General features: G+C 70.5%; 31 protein-coding genes and 4 tRNA genes. 10 read left to right on the plus strand and 25 right to left on the minus strand.

The window, feature by feature from the left end; all coding sequences use genetic code 11:
- Nucleotides 1-20 precede the first annotated feature (20 nt).
- Both BKA15_RS00470 and BKA15_RS00475 read right to left on the minus strand, forming a co-directional pair.
- Nucleotides 21-488, minus strand: a complete 468-nt coding sequence (locus tag BKA15_RS00470; RefSeq protein WP_179747649.1) for a P-loop nucleotide/nucleoside kinase family protein — start codon at nt 486-488, stop codon at nt 21-23.
- Nucleotides 485-988, minus strand: coding sequence for an NUDIX hydrolase (locus BKA15_RS00475; RefSeq protein ID WP_179747650.1), 504 nt, complete (start codon nt 986-988; stop codon nt 485-487). Before BKA15_RS00475 ends, BKA15_RS00470 begins: the two co-directional genes overlap by 4 nt.
- A gap of 57 nt (nt 989-1,045) precedes the next feature.
- Here BKA15_RS00475 and BKA15_RS00480 point away from each other — a divergent pair, with 57 nt between their 5' ends.
- The gene (locus tag BKA15_RS00480) at nt 1,046-1,312 is read left to right on the plus strand and encodes a hypothetical protein (protein WP_218870999.1); all 267 of its coding nucleotides are present in this window, start codon (nt 1,046-1,048) and stop codon (nt 1,310-1,312) included.
- Nucleotides 1,313-2,023: 711 nt separating this feature from the next.
- Here BKA15_RS00480 and BKA15_RS00485 read toward each other — a convergent pair.
- The 3 genes from BKA15_RS00485 to BKA15_RS00495 all read right to left on the minus strand — a co-directional run bounded on the left by BKA15_RS00485 (nt 2,024) and on the right by BKA15_RS00495 (nt 2,281).
- A tRNA-Val gene (locus BKA15_RS00485) sits at nt 2,024-2,095 on the minus strand.
- 1 nt (nt 2,096) lies between these two features.
- Nucleotides 2,097-2,167: transfer RNA gene (locus tag BKA15_RS00490), tRNA-Cys, on the minus strand.
- Between the two features lie 42 nt (nt 2,168-2,209).
- Nucleotides 2,210-2,281: transfer RNA gene (locus BKA15_RS00495), tRNA-Gly, on the minus strand.
- Between the two features lie 105 nt (nt 2,282-2,386).
- Here BKA15_RS00495 and BKA15_RS00500 point away from each other — a divergent pair.
- Nucleotides 2,387-3,253, plus strand: a complete 867-nt coding sequence (locus BKA15_RS00500) for an aminotransferase class IV (protein WP_246322233.1) — start codon at nt 2,387-2,389, stop codon at nt 3,251-3,253.
- Here the strand turns inward: BKA15_RS00500 and BKA15_RS00505 are convergent.
- The gene (locus BKA15_RS00505) at nt 3,250-4,158 is read right to left on the minus strand and encodes a DMT family transporter (RefSeq protein ID WP_179747651.1); all 909 of its coding nucleotides are present in this window, start codon (nt 4,156-4,158) and stop codon (nt 3,250-3,252) included. The two genes, BKA15_RS00500 and BKA15_RS00505, sit on opposite strands and share 4 nt — an antisense overlap.
- Before the next feature lie 167 nt (nt 4,159-4,325).
- Between BKA15_RS00505 and BKA15_RS00510 the strand changes: the two genes are divergently transcribed.
- Nucleotides 4,326-4,397 (plus strand) — tRNA-Val (locus BKA15_RS00510).
- A gap of 86 nt (nt 4,398-4,483) precedes the next feature.
- On the opposite strand, the gene BKA15_RS00515 is transcribed toward BKA15_RS00510, so the two are convergent.
- Complete coding sequence (locus BKA15_RS00515; RefSeq protein WP_312879659.1) at nt 4,484-5,185, minus strand: dihydrofolate reductase family protein; 702 nt, start codon at nt 5,183-5,185, stop codon at nt 4,484-4,486.
- A gap of 29 nt (nt 5,186-5,214) precedes the next feature.
- Here BKA15_RS00515 and BKA15_RS00520 point away from each other — a divergent pair, with 29 nt between their 5' ends.
- The 4 genes from BKA15_RS00520 (at nt 5,215) to BKA15_RS00535 (ending at nt 7,872) form a co-directional block, all read left to right on the plus strand.
- Nucleotides 5,215-5,943, plus strand: coding sequence for an AraC family transcriptional regulator (locus tag BKA15_RS00520; protein ID WP_179747653.1), 729 nt, complete (start codon nt 5,215-5,217; stop codon nt 5,941-5,943).
- A gap of 44 nt (nt 5,944-5,987) precedes the next feature.
- The gene (locus BKA15_RS00525; protein WP_179747654.1) at nt 5,988-6,647 is read left to right on the plus strand and encodes a Type 1 glutamine amidotransferase-like domain-containing protein; all 660 of its coding nucleotides are present in this window, start codon (nt 5,988-5,990) and stop codon (nt 6,645-6,647) included.
- Nucleotides 6,648-6,659: 12 nt separating this feature from the next.
- Nucleotides 6,660-7,502, plus strand: a complete 843-nt coding sequence (locus BKA15_RS00530) for a class I SAM-dependent methyltransferase (protein WP_179747655.1) — start codon at nt 6,660-6,662, stop codon at nt 7,500-7,502.
- Between the two features lie 79 nt (nt 7,503-7,581).
- Nucleotides 7,582-7,872 carry a VOC family protein gene (locus BKA15_RS00535; protein ID WP_312878778.1) on the plus strand — a complete coding sequence of 97 codons (291 nt, stop codon included), beginning with the start codon at nt 7,582-7,584 and terminating at the stop codon, nt 7,870-7,872.
- A 3-nt stretch (nt 7,873-7,875) separates the two neighbouring features.
- Here BKA15_RS00535 and BKA15_RS00540 read toward each other — a convergent pair whose 3' ends face one another.
- From BKA15_RS00540 to BKA15_RS00580, 9 genes are all read right to left on the minus strand, one after another.
- Nucleotides 7,876-8,604, minus strand: a complete 729-nt coding sequence (locus BKA15_RS00540) for an ABC transporter ATP-binding protein (RefSeq protein WP_179747657.1) — start codon at nt 8,602-8,604, stop codon at nt 7,876-7,878.
- The gene (locus BKA15_RS00545; protein WP_179747658.1) at nt 8,597-10,276 is read right to left on the minus strand and encodes a branched-chain amino acid ABC transporter ATP-binding protein/permease; all 1,680 of its coding nucleotides are present in this window, start codon (nt 10,274-10,276) and stop codon (nt 8,597-8,599) included. The genes BKA15_RS00540 and BKA15_RS00545 overlap by 8 nt, the downstream gene beginning before the upstream one ends.
- Before the next feature lie 8 nt (nt 10,277-10,284).
- Nucleotides 10,285-11,160: a branched-chain amino acid ABC transporter permease gene (locus BKA15_RS00550; protein ID WP_179747659.1), complete on the minus strand. Its 876-nt coding sequence runs from the start codon at nt 11,158-11,160 to the stop codon at nt 10,285-10,287.
- 10 nt (nt 11,161-11,170) lie between these two features.
- The gene (locus BKA15_RS00555) at nt 11,171-12,343 is read right to left on the minus strand and encodes an ABC transporter substrate-binding protein (RefSeq protein WP_179747660.1); all 1,173 of its coding nucleotides are present in this window, start codon (nt 12,341-12,343) and stop codon (nt 11,171-11,173) included.
- Nucleotides 12,328-13,047 carry a dihydrofolate reductase family protein gene (locus BKA15_RS00560; RefSeq protein WP_246322234.1) on the minus strand — a complete coding sequence of 240 codons (720 nt, stop codon included), beginning with the start codon at nt 13,045-13,047 and terminating at the stop codon, nt 12,328-12,330. Before BKA15_RS00560 ends, BKA15_RS00555 begins: the two co-directional genes overlap by 16 nt.
- 20 nt (nt 13,048-13,067) lie before the next feature.
- Nucleotides 13,068-13,631: a TetR/AcrR family transcriptional regulator gene (locus BKA15_RS00565; protein WP_179747661.1), complete on the minus strand. Its 564-nt coding sequence runs from the start codon at nt 13,629-13,631 to the stop codon at nt 13,068-13,070.
- 100 nt (nt 13,632-13,731) lie between these two features.
- Nucleotides 13,732-14,091: an SPW repeat protein gene (locus BKA15_RS00570; protein ID WP_179747662.1), complete on the minus strand. Its 360-nt coding sequence runs from the start codon at nt 14,089-14,091 to the stop codon at nt 13,732-13,734.
- A 136-nt stretch (nt 14,092-14,227) separates the two neighbouring features.
- A complete protein-coding gene (gene crcB, locus BKA15_RS00575; protein WP_179747663.1) occupies nt 14,228-14,614 on the minus strand; it encodes a fluoride efflux transporter CrcB in 387 nt (128 codons plus the stop codon).
- A complete protein-coding gene (locus tag BKA15_RS00580) occupies nt 14,611-15,090 on the minus strand; it encodes a fluoride efflux transporter FluC (RefSeq protein WP_179747664.1) in 480 nt (159 codons plus the stop codon). The genes crcB and BKA15_RS00580 overlap by 4 nt, the downstream gene beginning before the upstream one ends.
- A gap of 50 nt (nt 15,091-15,140) precedes the next feature.
- Here BKA15_RS00580 and BKA15_RS00585 point away from each other — a divergent pair, with 50 nt between their 5' ends.
- A complete protein-coding gene (locus BKA15_RS00585; RefSeq protein WP_179747665.1) occupies nt 15,141-15,560 on the plus strand; it encodes a hypothetical protein in 420 nt (139 codons plus the stop codon).
- Here BKA15_RS00585 and BKA15_RS00590 read toward each other — a convergent pair.
- From BKA15_RS00590 to BKA15_RS00610, 5 genes are all read right to left on the minus strand, one after another.
- The gene (locus BKA15_RS00590) at nt 15,493-16,875 is read right to left on the minus strand and encodes a hypothetical protein (protein WP_179747666.1); all 1,383 of its coding nucleotides are present in this window, start codon (nt 16,873-16,875) and stop codon (nt 15,493-15,495) included. The genes BKA15_RS00585 and BKA15_RS00590 overlap by 68 nt on opposite strands.
- Nucleotides 16,872-17,516 (minus strand): alpha/beta fold hydrolase, encoded by a 645-nt coding sequence (locus tag BKA15_RS00595; RefSeq protein WP_179747667.1) that lies wholly within the window; start codon nt 17,514-17,516, stop codon nt 16,872-16,874. Before BKA15_RS00595 ends, BKA15_RS00590 begins: the two co-directional genes overlap by 4 nt.
- Nucleotides 17,517-17,523: 7 nt before the next feature.
- Nucleotides 17,524-17,733 carry a hypothetical protein gene (locus BKA15_RS00600; protein WP_179747668.1) on the minus strand — a complete coding sequence of 70 codons (210 nt, stop codon included), beginning with the start codon at nt 17,731-17,733 and terminating at the stop codon, nt 17,524-17,526.
- A gap of 65 nt (nt 17,734-17,798) precedes the next feature.
- The gene (locus tag BKA15_RS00605; RefSeq protein WP_179747669.1) at nt 17,799-18,278 is read right to left on the minus strand and encodes a DUF6328 family protein; all 480 of its coding nucleotides are present in this window, start codon (nt 18,276-18,278) and stop codon (nt 17,799-17,801) included.
- Nucleotides 18,279-18,354: 76 nt separating this feature from the next.
- Nucleotides 18,355-18,681: a plasmid stabilization protein gene (locus BKA15_RS00610; RefSeq protein WP_179747670.1), complete on the minus strand. Its 327-nt coding sequence runs from the start codon at nt 18,679-18,681 to the stop codon at nt 18,355-18,357.
- A 206-nt stretch (nt 18,682-18,887) separates the two neighbouring features.
- On the opposite strand from BKA15_RS00610, the gene BKA15_RS00615 reads away from it, so the two are divergent.
- Nucleotides 18,888-19,715, plus strand: a complete 828-nt coding sequence (locus BKA15_RS00615) for a sigma-70 family RNA polymerase sigma factor (protein WP_179747671.1) — start codon at nt 18,888-18,890, stop codon at nt 19,713-19,715.
- Nucleotides 19,716-19,738: 23 nt separating this feature from the next.
- On the plus strand, nt 19,739-19,921 hold the full coding sequence (locus BKA15_RS00620) for a hypothetical protein (RefSeq protein WP_179747672.1): 183 nt from the start codon (nt 19,739-19,741) through the stop codon (nt 19,919-19,921).
- On the opposite strand, the gene BKA15_RS00625 is transcribed toward BKA15_RS00620, so the two are convergent.
- From BKA15_RS00625 to BKA15_RS00640, 4 genes are read right to left on the minus strand one after another with little or no spacing between them, the layout of a single operon-like run.
- Entirely contained in the window at nt 19,918-20,832 is a 915-nt protein-coding gene (locus BKA15_RS00625; RefSeq protein WP_179747673.1) for a GNAT family N-acetyltransferase, read from the minus strand. The two genes, BKA15_RS00620 and BKA15_RS00625, sit on opposite strands and share 4 nt — an antisense overlap.
- A 2-nt stretch (nt 20,833-20,834) precedes the next feature.
- Nucleotides 20,835-21,821, minus strand: a complete 987-nt coding sequence (locus BKA15_RS00630; protein WP_179747674.1) for an aminoglycoside phosphotransferase family protein — start codon at nt 21,819-21,821, stop codon at nt 20,835-20,837.
- 54 nt (nt 21,822-21,875) lie between these two features.
- Nucleotides 21,876-22,589, minus strand: coding sequence for a type 1 glutamine amidotransferase (locus BKA15_RS00635; protein WP_179747675.1), 714 nt, complete (start codon nt 22,587-22,589; stop codon nt 21,876-21,878).
- Between the two features lie 28 nt (nt 22,590-22,617).
- The gene (locus BKA15_RS00640) at nt 22,618-23,088 is read right to left on the minus strand and encodes a nucleoside deaminase (protein ID WP_179747676.1); all 471 of its coding nucleotides are present in this window, start codon (nt 23,086-23,088) and stop codon (nt 22,618-22,620) included.
- Between the last annotated feature and the right edge of the window lie 61 nt (nt 23,089-23,149).

Here is a 23,149-nt window from a genome sequence, read left to right on the forward strand (position 1 = left end):
GCACCCGCCCCCGCACGCGGTCAGTGAGGTGTCGGTGCGTCGTAGAGGGCCAGCTCGTCGGCGGTCGGAGCCTCGAACAACCTGGCCCACGCGTCCAGGTGCGCGCGCGTGATCGGCGCCGCCCGCCACTCGCCGGAGGTGTTGCGCCGCTCGATCCGCGACCACAGCTCGTCGACCGGTAGCACGATCGCGTGCAGTTCGACCCGGACGCCGAGCTCCCGGGCGAGGTCGCGCAGCCGGTCCCGCTCAAGCCGGGACCAGAACCCGTACTCCAAGATCACGCTGAGCCCGGCGGTCAGCAGCTCGGTGGCCAGCCGGACCAGCCGTCGTTCCAGCCGGTCCCGGGCGGGCTCGTCGTACAGGTCGATCTCGAGGTCGGCCAGCCACTCGTCCGGGCAGAGCCGCACCGCCCCGGTCACCGCGGCCAGCTTCTTGGCCAGCGTCGTCTTCCCGGCTCCCGGCAGCCCGCAGATCAGATGGAGCGTCATCCGGCCAGCTCCGGTTCGGCCCAGCGGAAGGACGGGATGGCGGCCGCCGGATCGATCAGCTCGAACGTCCAGGCCAGCCCGAGTTCACCCGTCCGCAGATAACGCAACGCGGGCTCGCGCAGCGGAGCGTAGGACCGCCGAGTCAACCTGATCATCGCCTCGTCCCGCGGAATCCACCGAGCCTCCAAGATCAACTCGTCCGGGTCCGCGGGCTGCAGGGCCGTGCCCGGGTCGACCGCGGCCGTGAAGGTCCAGCTGGTCGACAGCTGTTCGCCCCGGTGGGCCACGGTCGTCGTCGCGATCAGTTCCAGGTCGGTGCACTCGAGCCGGCAGCCGGCCTCCTCGGCCAGCTCCCGTACCGCCGCCTGATCGGGCGACTCCCCCGCCTCGATCTTCCCGCTCGGCACCGACCAGATCGGCTCGCGGGTGAAGAAGTCCGGTTCCCGGATCATCAGGACGCCGTCGCCGGCGATCACCACGACACCCGCGTATCCACGCATGGCCGAAGAATAGATCAGGAATCGAGAAGCCCCGCCCGCCGTGCCCGCCCTAGCGTGATGCTCACCAAGATCATTCCGAGAAAGGGCTCAACCATGAAGGCCAGCAAGCGCATCCGACAGTTCCACCGCTGGCTGTCGATCATCTTCACGGTCACCGTGATCATCGCGTTCATCGCGACCGTCACCCAGCCGGTCCTGCCGTTCGCCCTCGTCTACGCGCCGCTGCTGCCGCTGGCCCTGCAACTGATCACCGGCCTCTACCTCTTCGCCCTCCCCTATCTGAACAAACGCCGCGCAGCGAAGAGCTCCCCTCACCCCGCCTGATCGCAGCCTCGGGATGGCGCAGCCCAAGTATGCGAGCCGAACCGCAGCATTGAGCCGCACCTGCTCGTCATCCGATCCCAGTAGCTTTCGAAGCGCGGCCCGACCGATACCCATGATCAATCATGGACGAGACGACGACCTACGCGACGAATCGATCCAGAAGGTTATGCCGATCTGCCCAGATCGGGACGCAACTGACCCTGAACCCGAATCCACCGTTACCAGTCGCTGCCGGCCTCGGACCACCGGCCGCTGTTCCTGCCCGGGTGATGTCGCGAAACCTCTTGGCATCGACCGCAACAGACCGGTACAACGTTGCAGCCTTTGGTGCGAAGAGAAATCGCGACACGCCCGTCGCATCACCATCGCAGCCTCGACATCGCCGAACGGACCGCTTGACCGGCAGAACGAGCCGAAAGTGAGGTCAAGTAGTCCGCTCAGTGAACTGGCACACGACGGGCGCGGTTCGTCGGGAACCCGGCTTAGCCGTTTCGGTTCGGGCTGAACGGTCGTCCAGACGTCTGAGCGTTCCGGACAGGAACACAACGACCAGGGCTTGGAAGGCTCGGTCCCCCCAACGCCACCACGCAGGAACGCGACCATCAGGAACGCAGGGGGTTTGGGGGACTCGGTCCCCCAACAGACACAACCGAACCGACTCGCGAAGTCGCCCGACAGGGCAACGAGCAGGGGTCGGCGGAGGTTCGGGGGTGGGCGATACTGGGTTCGAACCAGTGACCTCTTCCGTGTCAGGGAAGCGCGCTACCGCTGCGCCAATCGCCCGAGGTGGAGACGGGATTCGAACCCGTGTACACGGATTTGCAGTCCGTTGCCTCGCCTCTCGGCCACTCCACCGAGGAGCGTGGCGAACCCTACCCGAAAGTAGGACCCGCTCCGAGCGGACGACGGGATTCGAACCCGCGACCCTCACCTTGGCAAGGTGATGCTCTACCCCTGAGCCACGTCCGCGCGCCGCTCCCGGAGGGGCGGTGCGTTCAGGAACTTTAGCCTAGCCGCAGGCGCGAGTCCAACTGGGTTCCACCGGTGTCGTTTCCGGCGCACTATCGTGGCTGCATGACGACCACGAGCGCCGACCCCTCAGCGACGGCAGCGGCCTCCGGCGACCTGCGGATCTGGGTCAACGGAACCCTCTACGACGACCCTTCAGCGGCGACGATCGGCGCTGCCGATCACGGCCTGGTGGTCGGCGACGGTGTCTTCGAGACGCTCAAGGTGTTGCCCGCAGGACCGTTCACGGTGGGCCGCCACCTGGACCGGCTGACCAGGTCGGCCCGGCTGCTCGGGTTGCCCGATCCCGATCATGACCAGGCACGGGAAGCGATCGACGCGGTGCTGGCCGATCGTGCGTACGAGCTCGGCAAGATCAGGATCACGTACACGGGCGGCCGCGGGCCGCTCGGCTCGCAGGCTCCGTTCGGCCCGCCGACGCTCGTCGTCGCGGCCGACTCGATCGAGCCGCTGGAGCCGACGACGGCGATCGTCACCGCGCCCTGGACCCGCAACGAACGCGGCGCCCTGGCCGGCGTGAAGTCGATCTCGTATGCCGAGAACGTGCGGGCGCTGGCGTACGCCGCCGAGCGTGGCGGGACCGAGGCGATCTTGATCAACAACGCCGGTCACGTCTGCGAGGGCACCGGCTCCAACATCTTCTTCGTGTTCGGCGACGACCTCGTCACGCCCACCCTGGAGGCGGGTCCGCTGGCCGGAATCACCCGCGCGCTGGTGATCGAATGGTGTGGTGTCCGGGAAGCCGACCTGACCGAGGTCGAGGCCCGGGCTGCCGATGAGGTGTTCATCACATCGTCGCTGCGCGACGTCCAGGGCGTGCACCGCTGGGACGACAAGGAATACCCGACGACCCGGTCGGCCGAGTTGGCCAAGATCTTCGCCGAGCGCTCGGCAGCCGATCTGGAGCCTTAGGAGCCCCGCTCCTCCGCCAGGTCGGGTCCGGTTGCGACGGCTTCGGGCGGCGCCGGCTTGGACTTCCAGGTGCCGAGGATCGAGCCGATGATCACCAGCGGGAAGCCGATCGCCAGCCCGATCGTCAGCGGTTCGTGCAGGATCGCGGCGCCGAGGATGATCGCGATCGCCGGGTTGATGTAGGTGATGAAGGTCATCCGGCTCGGCCCGACCTCCTTGATCAACGCGAACATGACCAGGAACGCGCCGGCCGTGCAGACCACGGCCAGCACGACGACCGAGCTGATCGCCTGCGCGGACACCATCCGGTCCGGCCAGACCAGCGGGGTGAACGGCGCGTAGACGGCCGCCGCGAGGAACAGCGAGGCCGTGATCACGCCGAGCGGCGGAAGATCATCGAGCTTCCGGCTGATGATGATCGGGCCGATCGCGTACCCGATGGTCACGAGTCCCAGCGCCCCGACGGCCAGCAGATCGTCGACGTGCACGTCCAGGCCGACCAACAGCGCGGCACCGGCGAAGCCGAGCAGCAGGCCGGTGATCCGGCGCGCGTCGAAACGATCATGGCCGAGCACGCCCAGCAGGATCGCCGTGATCAGCGGAACGACCGCGATGAAGAGTCCGGTCGTCGAGCTGTTCAGCCGCGTCTCCGCCGTGCCGAGCATGAACCACGGCACCACGATCTCGATCACCGTGAAGAGCAAAATCCAGCGCCAGTGCTTGAGCAGCGACCGGAACGCCCCTTGGCGCAGGGCGATCGGCAGCAGCAGGAGGGCACCGAGGAACGTCCGCCCGAACGCGAGCAGCAGCGGATCGATCTCCACCACCGCCACCCGAATGAACAGGTACGGAATCCCCCAGAACAAGCTGAGCGCAGCGAACAGGATCCAGCCGCGCCGCGTCATCGCAGCATCACGAGCCCGACGCTAACACCGGCCTCCGACACTGCGGGCCGGATTACCGCCGGCACGGAGCTTCGACGCTCCGGAACCGAGTCGTCGTTCGCCGTACCGATGCGCTATCCTGATCACCGCGTTGGCCGGGATCCACCTCCGGAGGATTCAGGTTCGACGGGCGATTGGCGCAGTGGTAGCGCGCTTCGTTCACACCGAAGAGGTCACTGGTTCGAACCCAGTATCGCCCACCCGCTGCATGCTCGTCGCCTTCGGCGTCCCCATGACGAAGTCTCGGGGACGGCCAGATCCTCCTCGGCCTCCTCTCGGGACGACATCAGTCCGCCCGGCGGTACCGATTGATCACAACGCCGGTCTTGGCCGGTTGCGACGAGACCAGTTCAAAACGGTGCTTGACGCCGTCGGCGGGGAAGATCGACTTCCCGCCGCCGAGGACGATCGGTTCCACGTAGAGCGACAGTTCGTCGACCAGGCCGGCGGCCAGCAGGGCTCGAGTGACCTCGGTACTGCCGCTCACGGAGAGGTACTTGTCGCCGGGCCGGCTCCTCAGCTCGGATACGGTCTCGATCAGGTCGCCCGGACGGACCAGGGTGGCCGGGCCCCAGGTCAGGTCGGCCTCGGACAGGGTGCCCGACACCACGTACTTGTGGATCCGGCTGAGGGTGCTGGTGAACGGGTCGTCCTCGTCGGTCCGCTCGGGCCAGGACGCCGCCGAGATCTGGTACGTCACGCGCCCGGACAGGGACGCCTCGGTCTGCTGCAGGTCCGACATCAGGGCCGGGGCCATCACCTCGGGGTCGAAGTACGGCATCGACCAGCCACCGTGCCGGAAGTTGCCGCTGGGATCTTCGTCGGCCCCGCCAGGCGCCTGCACGACGCCATCCATGCTCATGAATTCACTCACCTTGACTCGCATGGCGGGGATCGTAGGGACCCCGCCCGGGCCCTGTCTTGGACGGACGCGACAGCCGATACGCAGGCCGACGTACGCGGAGTGACGTCGCGCGACGGATGCCATCGGCACCGGCCCGCCACCAGGATGGGCCCATGACACCCACTCGGGATCGCGGCGCGCGGCTCCCGGTCGAGCACCGGTCGTCCGAATCGGCCTACATCGCCTGCGTCTGGCGTACGACCGGAGCACGCGTGGCCGAGGAGATGCTCGCCATCGCCGAGTCCCGGTGGGATCTGGTGTTCTGGGAGGAACGCGGCGAACTGTGTGGCTCCGTGGTCGGTCCCTCCGCCCGACCGCGCCGGGTGCCGATCCCGGACGCCAGCGAGACGTTCGGCATCAACTTCGCGTTCGGCACCGTGCTCGGTCAGCTGCCGGCCACCCGGCAGGTCGACGGCATCCTCCGGCTGCCCGACGTGAGCCGCCGCAAGGTCCGGCTCGCCGGGACGTCCTGGTCACTGCCGACGTTCGACAACGCCGAGGCGTTCGTCGCCGGCCTGGTGCGCGAGGAGATCCTGGTCCGGGACCGGCTCGTGGCGGAGGTCCACCGCGGAGCCACCACCGACCTCTCCACGCGGACCGTGCAGCGTCGCTTCCTCAGTGCCACCGGGCTTCCCCGGTCGGTCGCCCGCCAGATCGATCGGGCCCGCAACGCAGCCGTACGACTCGAGGCCGGTGCTGCTCCCGCCGAGGTCGTCGCAGAACTCGACTTCTACGACCACTCGCACCTGGTCCGGGCGTTGCGCCGCTACCTGGGCCGTACCCCGACCCAACTCCGGCTCGGTGATCATCCCGAACCGCTGTCGCTGCTCTACCCGACCTGATCAACTCGGCCCGGGAGGTCCGGCACTCTGCGATGCTGCTTCCCGTGCGCCTTTATCTGTCGTCGTTCCGGATCGGTGATCATCCCGAGATCTTGATCAAGCTGGCCGGTGATCACCGCCGGACCGCCATGATCGCCAACGCGATCGACCACCTGCCAGCCGAGGTCAGGACAGCGCGGGTCGAGGAGGAGCTGGGCAGGCTGCGGGAGGTCGGGCTCGAGCCGTACGAGCTGGACCTGCGGCGGTTCTCCGGCCGGCCGGGTTCGCTGCGGGAGGCGCTGGACGGTGTAGGGATCGTGTGGCTGCGGGGCGGGAACGTGTTCGTGCTCCGCCACCGGCTGGCCGAGTCCGGGTTCGATCAGTTGTTGCTCGAGGTGCTCGGCGCGGATCGGTACGTGGTCGGCGGCTACAGCGCCGGTGTCTGCGTGCTGGGCACCACGCTGGCCGGTCTCGAGGCCTGTGACCCGCTCGCCGACCTGGAACAGGTGGCGCCCGGCGCGGAGCCGGTGATCGACGGTCTCGGGATCCTCGACGGGACGGTGGTGCCGCATCTCGACTCCCCCGAGCACCCCGAATCGGCGGTGCTCACCTCGGTCGCGGACGAGCTCCGCGGCGCGGGCCGGACGCTGATCGAGCTGCGGGACGGCGATGTCCTGCTCATCACCGACGACAACCGGGCGCTGCTCCCCCGAGCCCGCCACTGAAGGAGTGATCCTGTGAGAGCAAGCCGCTGGAACGAGACGGAGAACGCCGAGGCCTATGCGGCGTTCACCCACCGCTTTCCCATGTACGCCGACACCAGCCGCGATGTGGTCGAGCGGGCGGACGTCTCGGCGGCCGACGGCGTGCTCGATCTCTGCTGCGGTACGGGCGCCACGACGCGGGTCCTGCTCCCCCGGCTGCCGGACCGGGCCCAGGTCTGGGCGGTCGACGGGTCACCGGCCATGATCGACGTCGCCAAGGCCGAGACGGCCGATCCGCGGGTGACCTGGATCCGCTCCGCCGCGGAGGAGGTCGACCGGTGCCGGGCAGCAGCCGCTCCGCTGGTGGACGCGGTCGTCTGCAACTCGGCGATCTGGCAGACCGAGCTTCCGGTGACGTTCGCGGCGGTGCGCCGGGTACTGCGGCCGGGCGGGCGGTTCGTGTTCAACATCGGGTCGCAGTTCCTCCGGTACCCGGGCCAGCAGCCCCGCGAGCTCCCGCCCGAGACCGCCAACGTGGTCGCGCTGATGCGGCAGGCGGCGATCGAGGAGTTCGGCTACCAGCCGCAGCCGCTGCCGCGGCGCCGGCAACCACTGACCCCGGACGGCATCCGGACCGAACTCGAACGGGCCGGGTTCCGCCAGCTGGCCGCCGAGGACGTCGAGTACGACGATCCGCCCGAGTTGATCCAGGCCTGGCTCGAGGTGCCGATCTTCGCCGACAACGTCTGCCCGGGGCTGCCGTACCCGCAGCAGCGGCGGGCGCTCGAGCTCGCCGTGCAGCGCGTCGTGCCCGGCCCGCGGGAGCCGGCCCGGTGGTGCCTCGTCACCGCCAGCGCAGAACCGGCCCACACCTGAGGCTCGCGGAAACCTGGTGGCCGGGTTCCACGGTGTGCAACCGTGGAACATGCTCAGAATCGGATCGATCGTGTGGAACGTGGCGGATCAATCCCGGGCGGCGTCCTTCTGGACCAGCGCGCTCGGCTACCAACAGGACGAGAATCCCGACTTCCTCTTCGACGCCAGCGGCGAAGGGGTCCGGCTGCACCTGGACGGCACCGACCGGACCCACCTCGACCTGTGGGCCGACGAGGGTCAGCGGGAAGCGGAGGCGGAGCGGCTGGTCGCGCTCGGCGCCACCCGGGTCGAGTGGACCTACCCGGAGGGCGCCGACTTCGTAGTCCTCGCCGACACCGAGGGCAATCTCTTCTGCGTCATCGGCACCTGAGGCTCACTCCAGGTTCGGGCGCTCGATGCCGAGGTAGGCCTGGACGATCGCGTCGTCGGCCAGCAGCTCGACGGCCGGGCCCTCGGCGACGATCTCGCCCGAGGCCAGCACGTAGCCGTGGTCGGCCGCGCGCAGGGCCCGGCGGGCGTTCTGCTCGACCAGCAGCACGGTAGTGCCGGAGGCGCGGATCTCGTGGATCACGTCGAACACCTCGTCGACGATCTTGGGCGCCAGGCCCATCGACGGCTCGTCCATCAGCAGCAGCTTCGGCCGGGCCACCAGCGCGCGGGCGATGGTGAGCATCTGCTGCTCGCCGCCGGACAGGGTGCCGGCGGGCAGCGACCGCCGTTCGGCGAGCACCGGGAACCGGCCGTACATCTCGCCGATCGACGCCGCGGTGGTACGGCCTCGATGCCAGCCGCCCAGCCGCAGGTTCTCCTCCACGGTGAGCGTGGCCAGGATCTGCCGGCCCTCCGGCACCTGGACCAGGCCGCTGCCGACCAGCCGGTGCGCGGGCGTCCTGGTGATGTCGCGGCCGGCGAAGTTGATCTTGCCCGAGCGTGGGCGCAGGATGCCCGAGACGGCGTTGATGATCGACGACTTGCCGGCGCCGTTGGCCCCGACCAGCGTCACCAGGGAGCCCTCCTCGACGCTGAACGACACGTTCCGGACCGCCTCGACGCGGCCGTAGCTCACCGTCAGGTCGCGGACCTCGAGGATCGGGTCAGCCATGATCATCAGCCCCGTCCACGTCCCGCCGACCCAGGTAGGCCTCCACCACGGCGGCGTTCCCGGAGACCTCGGCCGGTGTGCCGGTGGCCAGCACCTCGCCGAAGTTGAGGACGACGATCCGGTCGCAGGTCCGCAGGACCATCCCCACATTGTGCTCGATCAAGAGGATGGTCAGACCGTCCGCGGCCAGCGACGTGATCAACTCCGACAGCGCGTCCGCCTCGACATGGTTCATCCCGGCGGCCGGTTCGTCCAAGATCAACAGCGTCGGGTCCGAGGCCAGCGCGCGGGCGATCTCGAGCCGCCGTTGATCACCGTACGACAGCGCCGAGGCCCGCGCCGAGCCGCGCTCCGCCAGCCCGACCCGGGCCAGGCAGGAGGCCGCGTGCTGCAGCGCACGCCGCTCGTCCCGGCGCGCCGAGGGCAGCCAGAACAGCCGGCGCAGGAACGTCGGCCGGGTCACCTGGTGGGCGCCGACGAGCACGTTCTCCAGTGCCGTCATCCGGCCGAACAGCTTGGAGTGCTGGAAGGTACGGCTCACGCCGGCGGCCGCCACCCGGTGCACCGGAGTCCGGCCCACGTCCACGCCGAGCACGGTGATCGTCCCGGACGACGGCGGCACCAGGCCGGTGATCAGGTTGATCAGGGTGGTCTTGCCGGCGCCGTTCGGCCCGATCAGGCCGAGCACGTCGCCACTGTGCAGCTGCAGATCGACGCCCTCGACGGCATGCACGCCGCCGTACTCCTTGCTGACGCCGGCCAGGGTCGCGACGACGTCCCCGCGCTCGGGATGCCGCCGCCGGCCCAGGGTGGAAGGCCCTTCGGCAGGCTCGGGGACCAACCGCCGGCGCGGGATCAGGCTGGCCAGGCCGCCGGGCAGGAAGATGATCACCACCAGCAGCAACAGCCCGGACAGGAACGGCCGGATCCAGCCGGCTTCGATGCCGAGCCAGCGCTGCACCTCCGGCAGCAGGGTCTGGAAGCCGCTGCCCAGCAACGGCCCGACGAACAGGGTCGAGCCACCCACCACCGCGGTGACCAGGCCGTCGATCGCGGCGGCGAAGTTGAAGTCCTCCGGCGCGATCAGCCGGACGAAGAAGGCCCACAGCACGCCGTACAGCCCGGCCACCGCGCCGGCCGTGACGAAGGCGGACAGCCGGTGCCGGCCGACGTCGACGCCCATTGCCCGCGCCGCCAGCTCGTCCTCGCGGATCGCGACCAGGGCGCGCCCGTACCGCGACGGCGCCATCCGCCAGAACCAGTAGGCGACCACGACTAAGATCACCCAGGCGATGCCCGGAGTCAGGATCTTGGGCACGTTCATCCCGTTCGCGCCGCCGGTCCAGGACTGGTTCAAGATCACGATCCGGACCGCCTCGGCGAACCCGAGGGTGGCGATCGCCAGGAACACCCTGCGCAGGTGCATGGTCGGCAGGCCGAGCAGCAACGCCGCCGCAGACCCGACGGCCATCCCGATCACAATCGCGATCAGCAGCGCCGGCAGGTCGCCGATCTGGTCCGGGTCCGGGGTCAGGGCCGCTGCCGTGAACGCCGCCAGCGAAGCGAACCCGGCCTGGCCGAGGGACAGCTGACCGGCCACCAGCACCGCGTAGAAGGAGAACGCGAAGATCGCCCCGAGGGCGATGAAGACCAGCGTGGAGTCGGTGATCATGGACGGACTCAGACCTCGCGGGCGCGGCGCTTGCCGAACAGCCCCTGCGGCCGGATCAGCAAGATCACGAACAGCAGGCCGAACGCGATCAGGTCGCGCCAGGACGAGCCGATGTACTGCACCGCGAACACCTCGGTCAGGCCGAGGATCAGCCCGCCGATCAGGGCGCCGGGCAGCGAGCCCATGCCGCCGACGATGATCACCGCCAGCCCCTTCAGCTCGATCGCGGTGCCCATGGTGAGCTGGGCGCTGTTCACGTTCATCGCGAACAGGACGCCGGCGACGGCGCCGAGCGCCGAGGAGATCGCGAACGTGATCGCGGTGATCCGGTCCACGTTGAGACCGAGCACCCGGGCCGCGGTGGGATTCTCGGCGACCGCGCGCATCCCGCGGCCGAGCCGGGACTTCGACACCAGCCAGGTCAGCCCGACCATCAGCAGGACGGAGACGGCGGTGATCACGACCTGGACCAGGGTGACCTGCGCGCCGAGGATCTCGAACCGGGTGTCCGGGAAGGATCCGGCCGGGAAGCGCCGGGTGTCCGGCCCGTACCTCGCCTGCAGCAGGGCTATGAACACCCCGGACAGGGCGATCGAGGAGATCAGGCCGGCGAAGTGCGCGTCCGGTCTGTCCTTCAGCGGCCGGAACGCCACCCGTTCGATGATCAAGCCGAGGATGCCGCCGATCACGAACACCAGCGGCAACGCCAGCCAGATCGACAGGCCGCCGCGTTCGACCAGCTCGATGCCGACGAACGCCGATGCCGCGAAGACCGCCGGATGGGCCAGGTTCAGCCGGTCCAGGATGCCGAACACCAAGGTGAACCCGATCGCGAACAGCGCGTAGATCGAGCCGATGAACAGGCCGTTGAGGAGTTGCTGCATGGCCGGCGGGTCACTCGAGCACGGTGAACTTGCCGTCCTTGACGACCTGCACCACGGCGTCGTGCTCGGCGTCGCGCTGATCGTTCAGCGTGACCTCGCCGAGCACGGTGGGCAGGTCGTCGATCGTGCCGAAACCGGTCTTGATCGCCTCCCGCTCGCCGTTGCAGGCCGACCGTACGGCGGCGTCGATGATCGTCATCCCGGCATAGGCCTGGGCCGCGAACTGGTCCGGCGCCGCCTGGTACTTGCCCTGGAACGCCTGCAGGAAGGCGGTGTTCTCCGGGTTATCCGACGCCGAGTTCCAGGCCGCGCCGACGACGACACCCTCCGCTGCCGCGCCGGCCTGCTTCATCAGCGCCGGGTTGTTGAAGCCGTTGCCGCCGATGATCGGCACCTCGATGCCGAGTTCCCGGGCCTGGGTGACCAGCGGCACGGCCGCCTCGATCAGCCCGGACACCACGATCGCATCGGGATTGAGCCCCTTCGCCTCGGTCAGCAGGGCCCGGAAATCCGTGTCTGCCTTGGAGAACGTGAGGGTGTCGGCCACCTCGACGCCCTCCTGGTCCAGCGAACTGGCGAACACCTTGTAGCCGGACTCGGTGAACGCGTCGTCATTGCTGTACATGACGACCACGCGCTTCAGGTCGTACTGCTCCTTGGCGGTCGCGATCGTCTGCGGGATCACCTGGCCCTCGGTCAGCGAGTCGCGGAAGATGTAGTCGCCCTGCGCGGTGATCCCCTCGGCGGTGTTGGAGATCGCCAGCACCGGCACCTTCTCCTCCTGCGCGATCGGCTGCGCCTGGAACGCCCCGTTGGACAGGGTCGGGCCGATGATCACGCTGACCTGATCGTCGATCAACTTCTCGAAGACGGTGATCCCCTGCCGCGGATCGGTCGCGTCGTCCTCGACCTTGAGCTCGTAGTTGACGCCGCCCTTCTGCTTCAGGTGTTCCGCGGCGAGATCGAGACCCTTCTGCTGGGAGGCGCCGTAGCTGGCGGCCCCGCCGGTCAGGCTGAGCGCGGCACCGATCTTGACCGGACCCTCGATCGTGCAGGTGTCGCCGGTGCCCTCGCCGGTGAGGTTCCCGCCACCACCGCCGGTCTGCCCGGTCGTCCCGCACGAGGCGAGGACGAGGGCCGCGGCCGCCGCGGCGGCGGCGATGACGGTCAGACGGCTGCGCATGGAACTCCTCCGGTCCAGGTGAATGATCCGTCTGAGTATGGGCCACGGCCCGGGACGCGGCAACAACCGACCCCGCTCCAGGCCATAGCCAACGACAATGCCCGCATCACCGGGAGTCGGTTCGGTCCCGCCGGTAGCTGTTGATCGTCACGCCCGAGTCGGTGATCACGCTGTCGACGAGCTCGAACCGGGCCAGGCCGGCGCCGTCGTCGAACATCCGCTTGCCGCCGCCGAGCAGCAGCGGGAAGATCAACAGCCGGTACTCGTCCCACCAGGTCGGCCCGGTGCAGGGCCCGGACCAGCTCGGTGCTGCCGAAGACGACGATCTCCCCGTCCACCTCGGCGCGCAGCCGCGCCACCTCGGCCGGCAGATCGGCGCCGAGCCGGATCGTGTTCTGCCACACGGGATCGGTCAGGGTCTGCGACACCAGATACTTCGGCATCCGGTTCATCGCGACGATCGCGGGTTCGGTCGCGTCCGGTTGCATCCAGTCGGTGACGAAGTTCTCGTACGTCCGCCGGCCGAGCAGCAGGCCGGCCGCCCGCGTCGTCGCACCGCCCATGAACGCGCCGACCGTCTCGTCCTGGTACGGATCGGTCCAGCCGCCGTGGCGGAATCCTCCGTCGGTGTCCTCGTCGGCCCGCAGCGGGGCCTGGACGACGCCGTCCAGCGACATGAAGTTGATCACGACGATGGATCCCATCGCCGCAGGATAGCGCCGACTCAGTCGGCCAGGCTGGCGGCGATCACGCGCGCGGCCGGCGCCAGGTCCGGCTGGCCGCCGTCGAACCGCCGGTGGTTCGCATCGAACAGCATCACCGAGACGAAGGTACGGGCCGCGTCCCGGCGCCGCCGCGCGGCCAGGGCCACCGGCGCCGCCGCGTCCAGCACGGCCTCGGTCAGCCGGATCAGGGAGTCGGTGAGCTGGCGCAGGTGGCCGCGAACCTCCGGGTGGGTGTCGATCTCCCGCATCAGCACGGTCCGCAGCAGCACCGACTCGTGCCGGCCGAGGTCGAGCCGCGCCGCCAGCCGGCGCAGCGAGCCCGCCACGTCACCGCGCCGGGCCACCTCGGCGGCCTCGCAGAGCGGCTGGGCCGGCATCCGTTCCGCGAACAGGGTGGTCAGGATGTCGATCTTCTTCGGGAAGTAGTAGAACAGCAGGCCCTTCGGGATGCCCGCCTCGCCGGCGATCTTGGCTGTCGGCGTCGCGTCGAAGCCGCCGCCGGCGAACAGTTCCTCGGCCGCGTCGAGGATGCGTTTCCGGGCCTCGCTCCGGTCCGGCTCCATGCTCGGCTCCTCCCGCGACGGGTTTCGGTGGGAATGATCTTGCGGGCCGGGGATCCGGCCCGCAAGTCGACCTGCTCCTTCCCGCTCGGCGGTTCCCGGATCAGCCCTGCGGCACCGTCCGATCGTGATGGGCCCTCATGCTGTACGGGATCGCCCAGATTCCGGTGGCCAGCGCGAGCAGGCCGGCAATCCAGGCAGTCAAGGCCATCGGCATCACTCCGGCGAAGCCGAGCACCCACGGCGACACGAACATCAACAGTCCGAGTCCGGCGTGCACGTACTCCGAAGCGATGGCACCCGGCATGGCCAGCGACCACAGGGCGTTGGCCGCGAGCAGCACCCCGAGGATGATCATCGACGTGGTGGCCATCATCGTGGTCTGCGTCCAGATCGGCGAGAGGAAGGCGTAGACGCCGATCACCACGGCCGCCCAGTCCTGCCATCGATTCCACTTGCGCATGGGAGATCTCTCCTTCTGATGAGGAGATCCGTCGACCTCCGGCGGATCACTGTCACCCTCAGTGTAGATCCTTGATTGACCGCCCGGTCAAGACCTTGTGATGCCGGGCCACAACGCTCCCTGAACCACCGACGGCTCAGGGCACGGACTGGCCGATGACCAGGCCGGCGCAGGCCGCCAGGAGGCAGCCGGCCAGCAGGCCGAGGCCGTTCAGCAGGGCGGCTCCGTATCGCCGCCGGAGCAGCAGTCGTACGGTCTCCACGCTGGCCGTGCTGAAGGTGGTGTAGCCGCCGAGCAGGCCGGTCCCGGCGATGGTCAGCCAGGGCGCGCCCGGGGCGTGCGCGGCGGCGTAGCCGGTGAGCAGGCCGAGCAGCAGGGACCCGGTCAGGTTGATCACCGTGGTGCCCACCGGGTACGCACCCGGACCGTCGATCCTGGCCTGGACCGCGGTGTCGACCAGGTAGCGCAGAGCGGACCCGACCCCGCCGGCGATCGCCACCAGGAGCGGCAGGCCGGGCGTCACCGGGGCTCCCCCGGATCGGCAGCCGGCACCCGGACCAGACTGCCGGTGGCCAGCCCAGCCCAACTGCAGAGGGCGCCGGCCAGCACCGTGACCAGGGCGTAGCCGAGCGCCGGCAACAGATCCCCGGACAGGAGCAACAGTCCCGAGTCGGTGGCCAGCGCACTGTAGGTGGTGAAGCCGCCGAGCACGCCCGTACCGCAGAGCAGCCGGACCGCCCGGCGCCGGCCGACGTCGGGCCCCAACCGGTGCAGCACGGCCAGCAACAGGCCGAGCAGGTAGGCGCCGCCGAGGTTGATCGCCAGGATGCCGAGCGGGATCCCGGCGGACTGCGGCACGGCCTCGGCGATCAGCGCCCGGGCCGCGGTGCCGAGGGTGCCGCCGAGGGCGACAAGGGCGACCGACACCGCCGGCGGGTGGGCCGGCGCGAGGTCGGGATCGACCGGCTCGGCCGCCTGTTCGTGATCGAACTCGGGCATGGTGCTCCTATCTCCGGGCAGGCCGAGGTCTGGCCACGAGATAGGGACTGTTGTCGACAACGAGACACCGTCGCGGTTCGGTCCAGCGAGCCCCACCACTGGGCGCCCGGTCCGGACGGAGCGAGCGCGACGGCCAGTCTGCCACAGGCCCGCCCGCTACCCTCGACGAGGAGCCGCGCCCGCCGGACCAGCCGTTCACCGAGCTGCCCGGCGCGTCGGTGCAGGACTATCGGCAGGCCCTGGTCGACCTCGAGTTCGGCATGTTCGATCCGGCGGCACGCTGGGCCGGCGCCGAGCACGCGGCCCGGCTCCGGTCCGAGCGGGCGGCGGAGTTCGCCGAACGGCTGCAGGAACTGGTCGCCGAGTACTTCGGGCCGGACAGCGTGGACTGGTCCTCGCCGGTCAAGTACGGCTTCCGGTGGGTGCTGACCCCGGTCGACCTGCCGCCGGGCGGGGCGCCTGCCGAATGATCATGGCCGGGTCCTCGCGGAGGCCGGCCAGAGCCTGCGGGACCGGCAGCGGGCGCCACGGCTCCTTCGCCGGCGGGAGGCGGCGCAGGGCGTCGCCGTACCGGCCGAGATAGCCGATGTCATGCGGGAAGGCGCTGCGCCGCAGGCCGGGGAACGTCACCTCGGCGCCGTGCGCGTGGCCGACCCGGGCCCAGTCCTCCGGGGTGGCGATCCCGGCCGACCAGACGCCGTGCTGGAACGGCAGCACCGCGATCTCCCGGTACGGGTCCGAACGGGCCAGGTGATCATCGAGCGCGACCAGGGCCGAGCGGACCGAGAAGAAGGCCCAGTACGGCACCGAGCCGCTGCTGATCATGCGCCAGGGATCGCCGACCGCGAAGCTCGGCACCACCAGCCGGTCGGCCCGCTCGCCGCGTTCCCGATACCAGTCCCGGAAGATCGTGGCGACGGCGTGCGACGGTGCCTGCGGGCTCTCGTACCGGAGTCGGATCAGCGGATGATCATGGTCGGCGCACCAGGCCGCCACGGCGTCGGTCAGGGCCGGCGCGGCACCCCATTCCGCCTCGGCCGCCACGCCGTCCGGCGTCGGGGTATGCGGTCGGTCCAGGTTGCCGGCCGGGTCGAGACCACCCTGGGCGCCCGCCTGGAACAGGTGCCGCTCCCCCACGCGCACGACGGGCCATGCGGAGCCGTCCTCGATCATGATCACCGGAGCGCCCGGGGCGAGGGTCTCGGCCAGCCGGCGGGCGTACGCCTCCGGCAGGCGCTGCCACTTCACCCGGAAGTACGCCATCTCGGCGACCATCAACTCGTCCTGGACCTGATCATGCATCTGGTGCAGCACGATGTCCGGATTCCGTTCCAGCAAAGGGGGTGCGACGCGTTCGCCGAAGCGCAGCGCGTCGTCCGGCCGGTCCGGGTCGCCGGTCCGGCGGACCGGGACGAGGACCGTGCCCGGCAGCCACGGCACCTGCAGGGCCGCCGCCAGGTGGACCAGCGCACCGTTGCTGGAGCCGATCATGACGGCCGGCACCCGGCGCCGCGGCAGCCGGCCGGCCAGCCACTCCGCGACCCCGGCCAGGTCCACCCGGCCAAGATCATCGGGCCGGACTCCTTCGCTGGCACCCAACCGGCTGTACAGCCGGCGCAGCAGCGGCCACGGCAGCCAGGCGGCCGCCCGGATCGCCCGCGCCGCCGAAGCAGGCTGGCCGAGGTGCGGGAAGCCGCTGCCGTTCAGGGCCGCGGCCAGCGCCGCCTGCAGCGCCGTCGCCGAGTCGAAGGAGGCCGCGCTGCGGTCCGGCGCCAGGTCGCTCATCGGAGCAACTCCCGCACCAGGCGCAGGAAGGCCGCGGCGTCGTCCGCGGGCCAGGAGTGTCCGGCTCCCGGCACCAACAGGAGGTCGGCTCCGTGGCCGACGGCCAGGGAGGCCGCGTAGTCGTGCGACCCGAGGGAGTCGTGCTCGCAGTGGACGATCATGGTCGGCACCTTGATCCGGGGCAGGACGTCTTCGAGCTCGAGCCGGATCGCCGAATCGAAGCCGCGCGCGATCCGGGCCGGACCGGCGCGGGACCAGTCGGCGATCTGCTGGCCGAGCCCGGGCCCGCGCGGCTCGCCGCCGGCCAGGAACTTGCCGAGCAGGCGCCGCCGGTTGCGCAGCGCAGGGTCGACGGTGGGGCTGATCAGGAGCAGCCGGCGCACCCGGCGGGTCTCGGCCGCGGTGACGGCCGCCGCCTGGGTGCCGACCGAGAGGCCGACCAGCAGGTCGACGTCCTCGCCGTCGCGTTCCAGGTCCGCGGCCGCCCGCTCGCCGTAGTCGGTGAGCCGGTCCGGCACGGAGCGCCAGGTCACCGGGTCCAGCAGCCGAGTGGGATGCCCGGCGCCCGCCAGCGTGGCCGCCGTGTCGATGGCGTACCCGCGGACGGCGAGCCCGGGCATGATCATCACCGAGCCCGCCACGGCCTGCTCATTCCGAGGTCGGGCGGTCGGTCGAATTCCTCTGCTGTCGTTCGTGTTGGGACTTGCGGCGGGCATACTCGCGGCGCATCCTGGCCCGCGGGTCGCGTGCCTCGTCGAGCTGGGCCGGGCCCAGGACGTGCATCAGTCCGTACTCGATCCACCACCTGATCCGGTAGCCGAGCCCGAATCCGTCTCCGCGGCGCGTAGCGGCCGTCATGCTGGCCTCCTTCCGGCTCGGGCTGTCCTGCGATCGGTACCCGGCGCCGGCGAGGCCCAAACAGGTCAGCGCCGGGCGAGCGCCCGCGGCAGCAGGCCGATGGTGATCGCCAGGATCAGCATCGCGCCCCCCGCGATCCAGGACTGCGGCCGGCCCACCGTGACGTCGAAGATCAGCAACGTGGTCCCGGACAGGGTCAGCCCGACGCCGACCAGGGCCAGCACGACGAGCAGGTGGCCGAACCCGACGACCTCGGCCTTGAGCCCCCGGCGGAACAGCGCGCGGTGCAGGCTGACCGGCGCCAGGGCCAGCGCCGTGGTCAACGCGGCCAGGATCACCAAGATCAGATAGACGGTGAGCTGGAACTGGTCGAGCCGGCCGAACTGCGGCTGGAAGGCGACCGCGAGCAGGAAGCCGAACAGGATCTGGGTGCCGGTCTGGGTGACCCGCAACTCCTGCAGCAGTTCGTTCCAGTTCCGGTCCATCCGCTGGTTCTCGGTCTCGCCGCGACCGTCGGTCCCCGGCTCCGACCCCGGATCGTCCATGGCCGGGTCCTCTCCGCTCTGAACTGCGCCGCCGCGTACCGCGGTGATGGGTGAAGATCCTGCCATGGTGCGGGCGTCAGCGGCCGACGGCTCGGGCGAGCTCGTCCTTGGTCATGGTGGACCTGCCCTTGATGCCGCGCTGCCGCGCCTCGTTGTAGAGCTGGTCCTTGGTCCGGCCCTTGCTGCCGCTGTGCGAGCGTTTACCGCCGCGATGTCCGGAGGACACGTCGTGGGTGGACGTACGGCTGGACGTCTTCGACTCGCCGCCCCGGGCCCGTTCCTTGTTCACCGTACGGGCCGCGATCTCCTCGGACACGTCCTCGCTGCGGCCCCGTTCGCGCAGACCCTCCTTGATGTGCTCGTACTGCCGTTCGCGCTTGTCGCTCCAGGCTTCCTGGGGCATCGGACTCCCCTCCTCGTGGTGAGCGTGGATTGCCTCGGGCAGGTACCCGGCCGGCGCGGCTTCAAACGTTCTTGATCATGTCCGGATCGCGGACGATCTCGTCCAGCGCACTGGACAGGGGTTGCACAACGGCGCTACCGATGCTTGCCTGGAGATCTGGTCGAGCCACCGGCCATCAACGTGACGCTGGTGAAGGAATTCTTCCGATGACCACCCGTCCCGCTCTTTCCCCCAGGCCGACCGACGCTTCGGCCTCCATCCACGAATCCGCTGCGGACGAGACAACCGAGTTGCTCCAGGCGGCGAAATCGGCCGATCGGGCCGAACAACAGCGCCTCCGCCAACAAGTCGTCCTGCTCCACCTGGATCTGGCCGACGCCCTGGCCCGGCGCTACCACGGTCGCGGGCTCGATCCCGCGGATCTTGATCAGGTCGCCCGGCTGGCACTGGTCCAGGCGGTCGACCGCGCCGACCCGGAACGAGGCGACTTCGTCCCGTTCGCCGTCAGTACGATCCGGGGCTGCCTCAAGCGGTATTTCCGGGACCACGGCTGGGTCGTCCGGCCGCCCCGCCGGATCCAGGAGCTGCAACACGAGCTCACCGACACCTGGAACACCTTGAGCCAGGAACAGGGGGCCGCACCGACGATCCAGCAGCTGGCCGTTCGTCTCGGCGAGCCGGTCGAGCAGGTCGCCGAGGCGGCCGCGGCCGGGGCGTGCTTCGCGCCGGTCTCCCTGGACGCCCCGGCCGCCCGGCACGAGTCGCCGTCCGACCTGGGCAGCCGGATCGGTGCCGTCGACGGCGGTTACGACCGGATCGAATGGCTCCGTACGTTGCGCGAGGCGTGTGCCGGCCTGCCGCCGGACGACCTGCGCATCATCGAACTGAGGTTCGTCGAGCAGCGGACCCAGCAGCAGATCGCCGACGAACTCGGGGTCAGCCAGATGCAGATCTCGCGGTCGCTGCGGCGCATCCTCCGGGTGATCCGGGAGCAGATCGATCCCGATCACCGGCCGGAGCCGCTGGCCGCCTGATCAACCGAGGTGAGGAGTTCGCCATGTTGCCGGAATCACCGACCACTCCCGACGCCGACTTCGACCCGGAGCAGGTCGACGAGGAGGGTCGCCGGGTGTTCGAGATGCCGCCGGGTTCGACCCCGGAGACCGCCCAGCACCCGCCGTCGAAGCGCAACCTGAACGCGGCGAAGGAGGAGGCGGCGGAGCCCGAGCAGTCGGGCTAGGGCTTGCGGAGCCGGTGGTGCCGGGCGACCTCGCGGAAGCCCGCCCGCCGGTACAGCCGGAGGGCTCCGGTCGGGTCGTGCGCCTCGGTGTGCAGCCGGACCGGCCCTTCGCTGTGCCGCGCCAGCCGGTCCAGCAGTTCGGACAGCAGGGCGGCCCCGACGCCGCGGCCGCGCGCGGCCGGGACCACGCCGAGATCGTCGACGACCGGCCCGGTGCCGTCGGCGAGGCCTGCCGCCAGGCCGATCGGGCCGGACCCGTCCTCGGCGATCAGGTAGAGGTCCGGGCCGGACTCCTGCAGCCAGCGCCGGACGTCGGCCGGTTCGGGGCTGGTGAAGTAGGCGCGGCCGGCCCAGATCCGGCGCAGCAGGGCGGTGACCGCCGGTGCATCGGAGCTGTCGGCGGTCCGCAGCGTCACGCCCTCGGGCCTGGGGACCGGAGCCGTCCGGCCGGCCAGCTCCAGCTCGACCATGGTGAACGTCGAGCGGTAACCGAGCCCGGTCAGCAGGTCCAGCCGGTCCGGTTCGTCGGCCCGTGCGTTGGCGCCGAGGACGAGTCGGGGCGACGGTCCCTCGCGGATCGCGGTCTCGCGGATCGCGGTCTCGAGGGCCCGGAACAGGGCGGCCTCGATGTCGGTCCGGGTCGCGCCCGGTGGGGCCCAGACGTCGAGCAGCCGGAGTTCGGTGCCGTCGTCCTCGGTCCAGCCGCGGACGATCCCGTACCCGAGCGTGGTCCCGGCGGCGGACTCGGCCAGCAGGGCCGGTCCTCCCCTGTCCAGCGCCTCGGCGAGCTCGGACTCGGTCGGCAACCGCTCCACGGTGGAGTACGGGTCGAGGTCCGCAGCGTGCCGGGCGCGCAGTGCGGCGAGTTCGGCAGCCGGGTTCGCGCCGGACGGCGGCGTCAGCCGGACCATGATCAGCCGTCCGATCCGGCCAGCCGGCTGACCGATCCGGCCAGCCCGCCCCAGGCGGTCTCCTGGTCCGGGCCGTCGCGATGCGGCCGGCGGAACTCGGCGGCATAGAGGCCGATCTCCTCCAGGTCCCAGCGCAGGTGGTAGCCGTGGATGACCCGCCGGTCGACCGGGTGGCCGGTCGCGGCGGCATAGCCGTCGAGGTCGGCCTCGGTGGGGCCGATGCCGGCCAGGTCCCGTTCCGGGACGGCGAGGCCGACGGTGTCCCAGTCGATCAGGTGCAGGCCGTCCGGGCCGCGGAGCAGGTTGCCCGGATGCGGTTCGCCGTGGGTCAGCACAAGCTCATCCGCACCGGTCGGCAGGGTGGCCGCGATGGCGTCGAACTCGGCCAGCCGGTCGGCCAGGACGGTCCGGTGCTCCATGATCAACTGCTGCGCACGCCAGGTGTACGGCCCGGCCTCGGGCCACCGGGCCTGACGCGGGGCAAGGACCTCGGCGAGCACGTCCCGCTGGGTCAGCGCGATGGGTTGCAGCGGCGTCTCGGCCGGCGGCCGGACGCCGTGCAACCGGGCCAGCAGCATGATCACGGCGGCCCGCTCGGCCTCGTCGCGGGACCGGTCGAACGAGCCCGCTTCGGCTTCCAGCCAAGGAAAGACGCTGATCGCGTAGCGCGCTCCGACAGGCCGGGTGACCCGGCCGTCGACGGCCGGGACGGGTGCCGTCACGAACTCCAGGCCGGGCCGCCCGGCCAGGGCGAGCGCGGTGGCCAGGGCCCGTTCCAGCCCGGCCGCCGGGTCCGGCCCGAGCATGGTCTTGTGATCAAGATCGGCAACCGTGATGAACCAGCGCCGGCCGTCCTCGCCGGTTGCCGTCCAGTGGTGGTCGCCGAACCCGACCGGCGCGTAGTCCATGATCACTACGCCGATCTGCCAGCCCTCGTCGAGCACCCGGGCCAGGTCGGTGTCCTCGAGTTCGTCCGGTCGATCACGCATGCCGAGACCGTACCGACCGGCGGATGGGCCGGGCCACCGGTTATCGGTGCTTGATCAACTTCGGACGACGCCGGCGAACCGGTCCGCGAAGCCGCGCCAGACCGCGACACTGGTCGGCTCCCACTCGGCGGCCTCGTTGATCACCTGCTCGGGCTCGAAGCCCTGCGCGATCAGGTTGTCGGGGTTCCAGGCCCGGATCCGGTCCAGGTCGACCTCCGGATGGAACTGGACGCCCCAGGAGTGCTCGCCGACCCGGAAGCCCTGGTACGGGCAGCGGTCGCTGCTGGCCAGCCAGACCGCCTCGGGCGGCAGCTCGGTGATCTGGTCGACGTGGTGCTCGATGGCCCGGAAGGTGGGCGCCAGCTCGCCGAACAGCGCGTCCTGGTCCGCCTCCGGACGCCGGGTGAGCACGGTGCTGCCGGCCTCGGGTTGGCCGTGCTCGGCGTGGACGCTGCCGCCGGCCACGTACGCCAGCAGTTGGCCGCCGAGGCAGATGCCGAGCTGCGGAATCCCGCTCTGCAAGGCCTTCGTGGCGACGTCGCGCTCCCGGGCCAGCCAGGGACCCTTCGCGTCGTCGTCCGGCATCAGGCCGCCGCCGAGCAGCACCAGGGCGTCGTGGTCGTCGAGGTCCGGGATCGGTTCGCCGTCGTAGGCGTGCACGACGTCGAGCGCGAGCCCGGCCTCCTGCCACCAGTCGGAGAACCGTCCCAGCCCTCCGTGGCGGGCGTTCTGGACGACGAGGACGCGCGGTCGGGCCGGTTCTCCCATGCTGCTCCTGTATGACGATCGGCGGCGGTCAGTAGCCGATCTTGTCATCCAACTCGTTCCAGGTCGCGAAGGGCTGCTCGGCTGCCGGGACGTCGTGCTGCCGGATCAGGGTCGGCCAGGTGCGCCGGTCCCGGCCGAGCAGCTCGTAGAACGCCTGGTCGTCGAACCCGCTGCGCGCGGCGGCGTAGCGGTCGGCGGCGTACACGATCTCGTCCAGCCTGGCCCAGAGCGACGTGGTCAGGCACATCGGGCACGGCTCGCAGGAGGCGTACAGGACACAGCCCTCGAGCGAGTGCGTACCCAGAACTCGGCAGGCCGTTCGGATCGCCACCACCTCGGCGTGCGCACTCGGGTCGTGGTCGCGGGTGACCCGGTTCTGCCCGGTCGCGATCACTTCGCCGGCCCGCACGATCACCGCGCCGAACGGTCCCCCGCCGTCGGCGACGCTGGCCACGGCGAGTTCGATCGCCCGCCCCAGATACGTCACCTCAGTGCTCATCGGCACTGTCTACCAGGTCGGGCGATCCCACGGATGGCTGTGGGGTCGGTCTCGGGACGTC

It is taken from the genome of Microlunatus parietis (assembly GCF_013407955.1).
In the GTDB taxonomy this organism is placed as follows: Bacteria; Actinomycetota; Actinomycetes; order Propionibacteriales; family Propionibacteriaceae; genus Microlunatus; species Microlunatus parietis.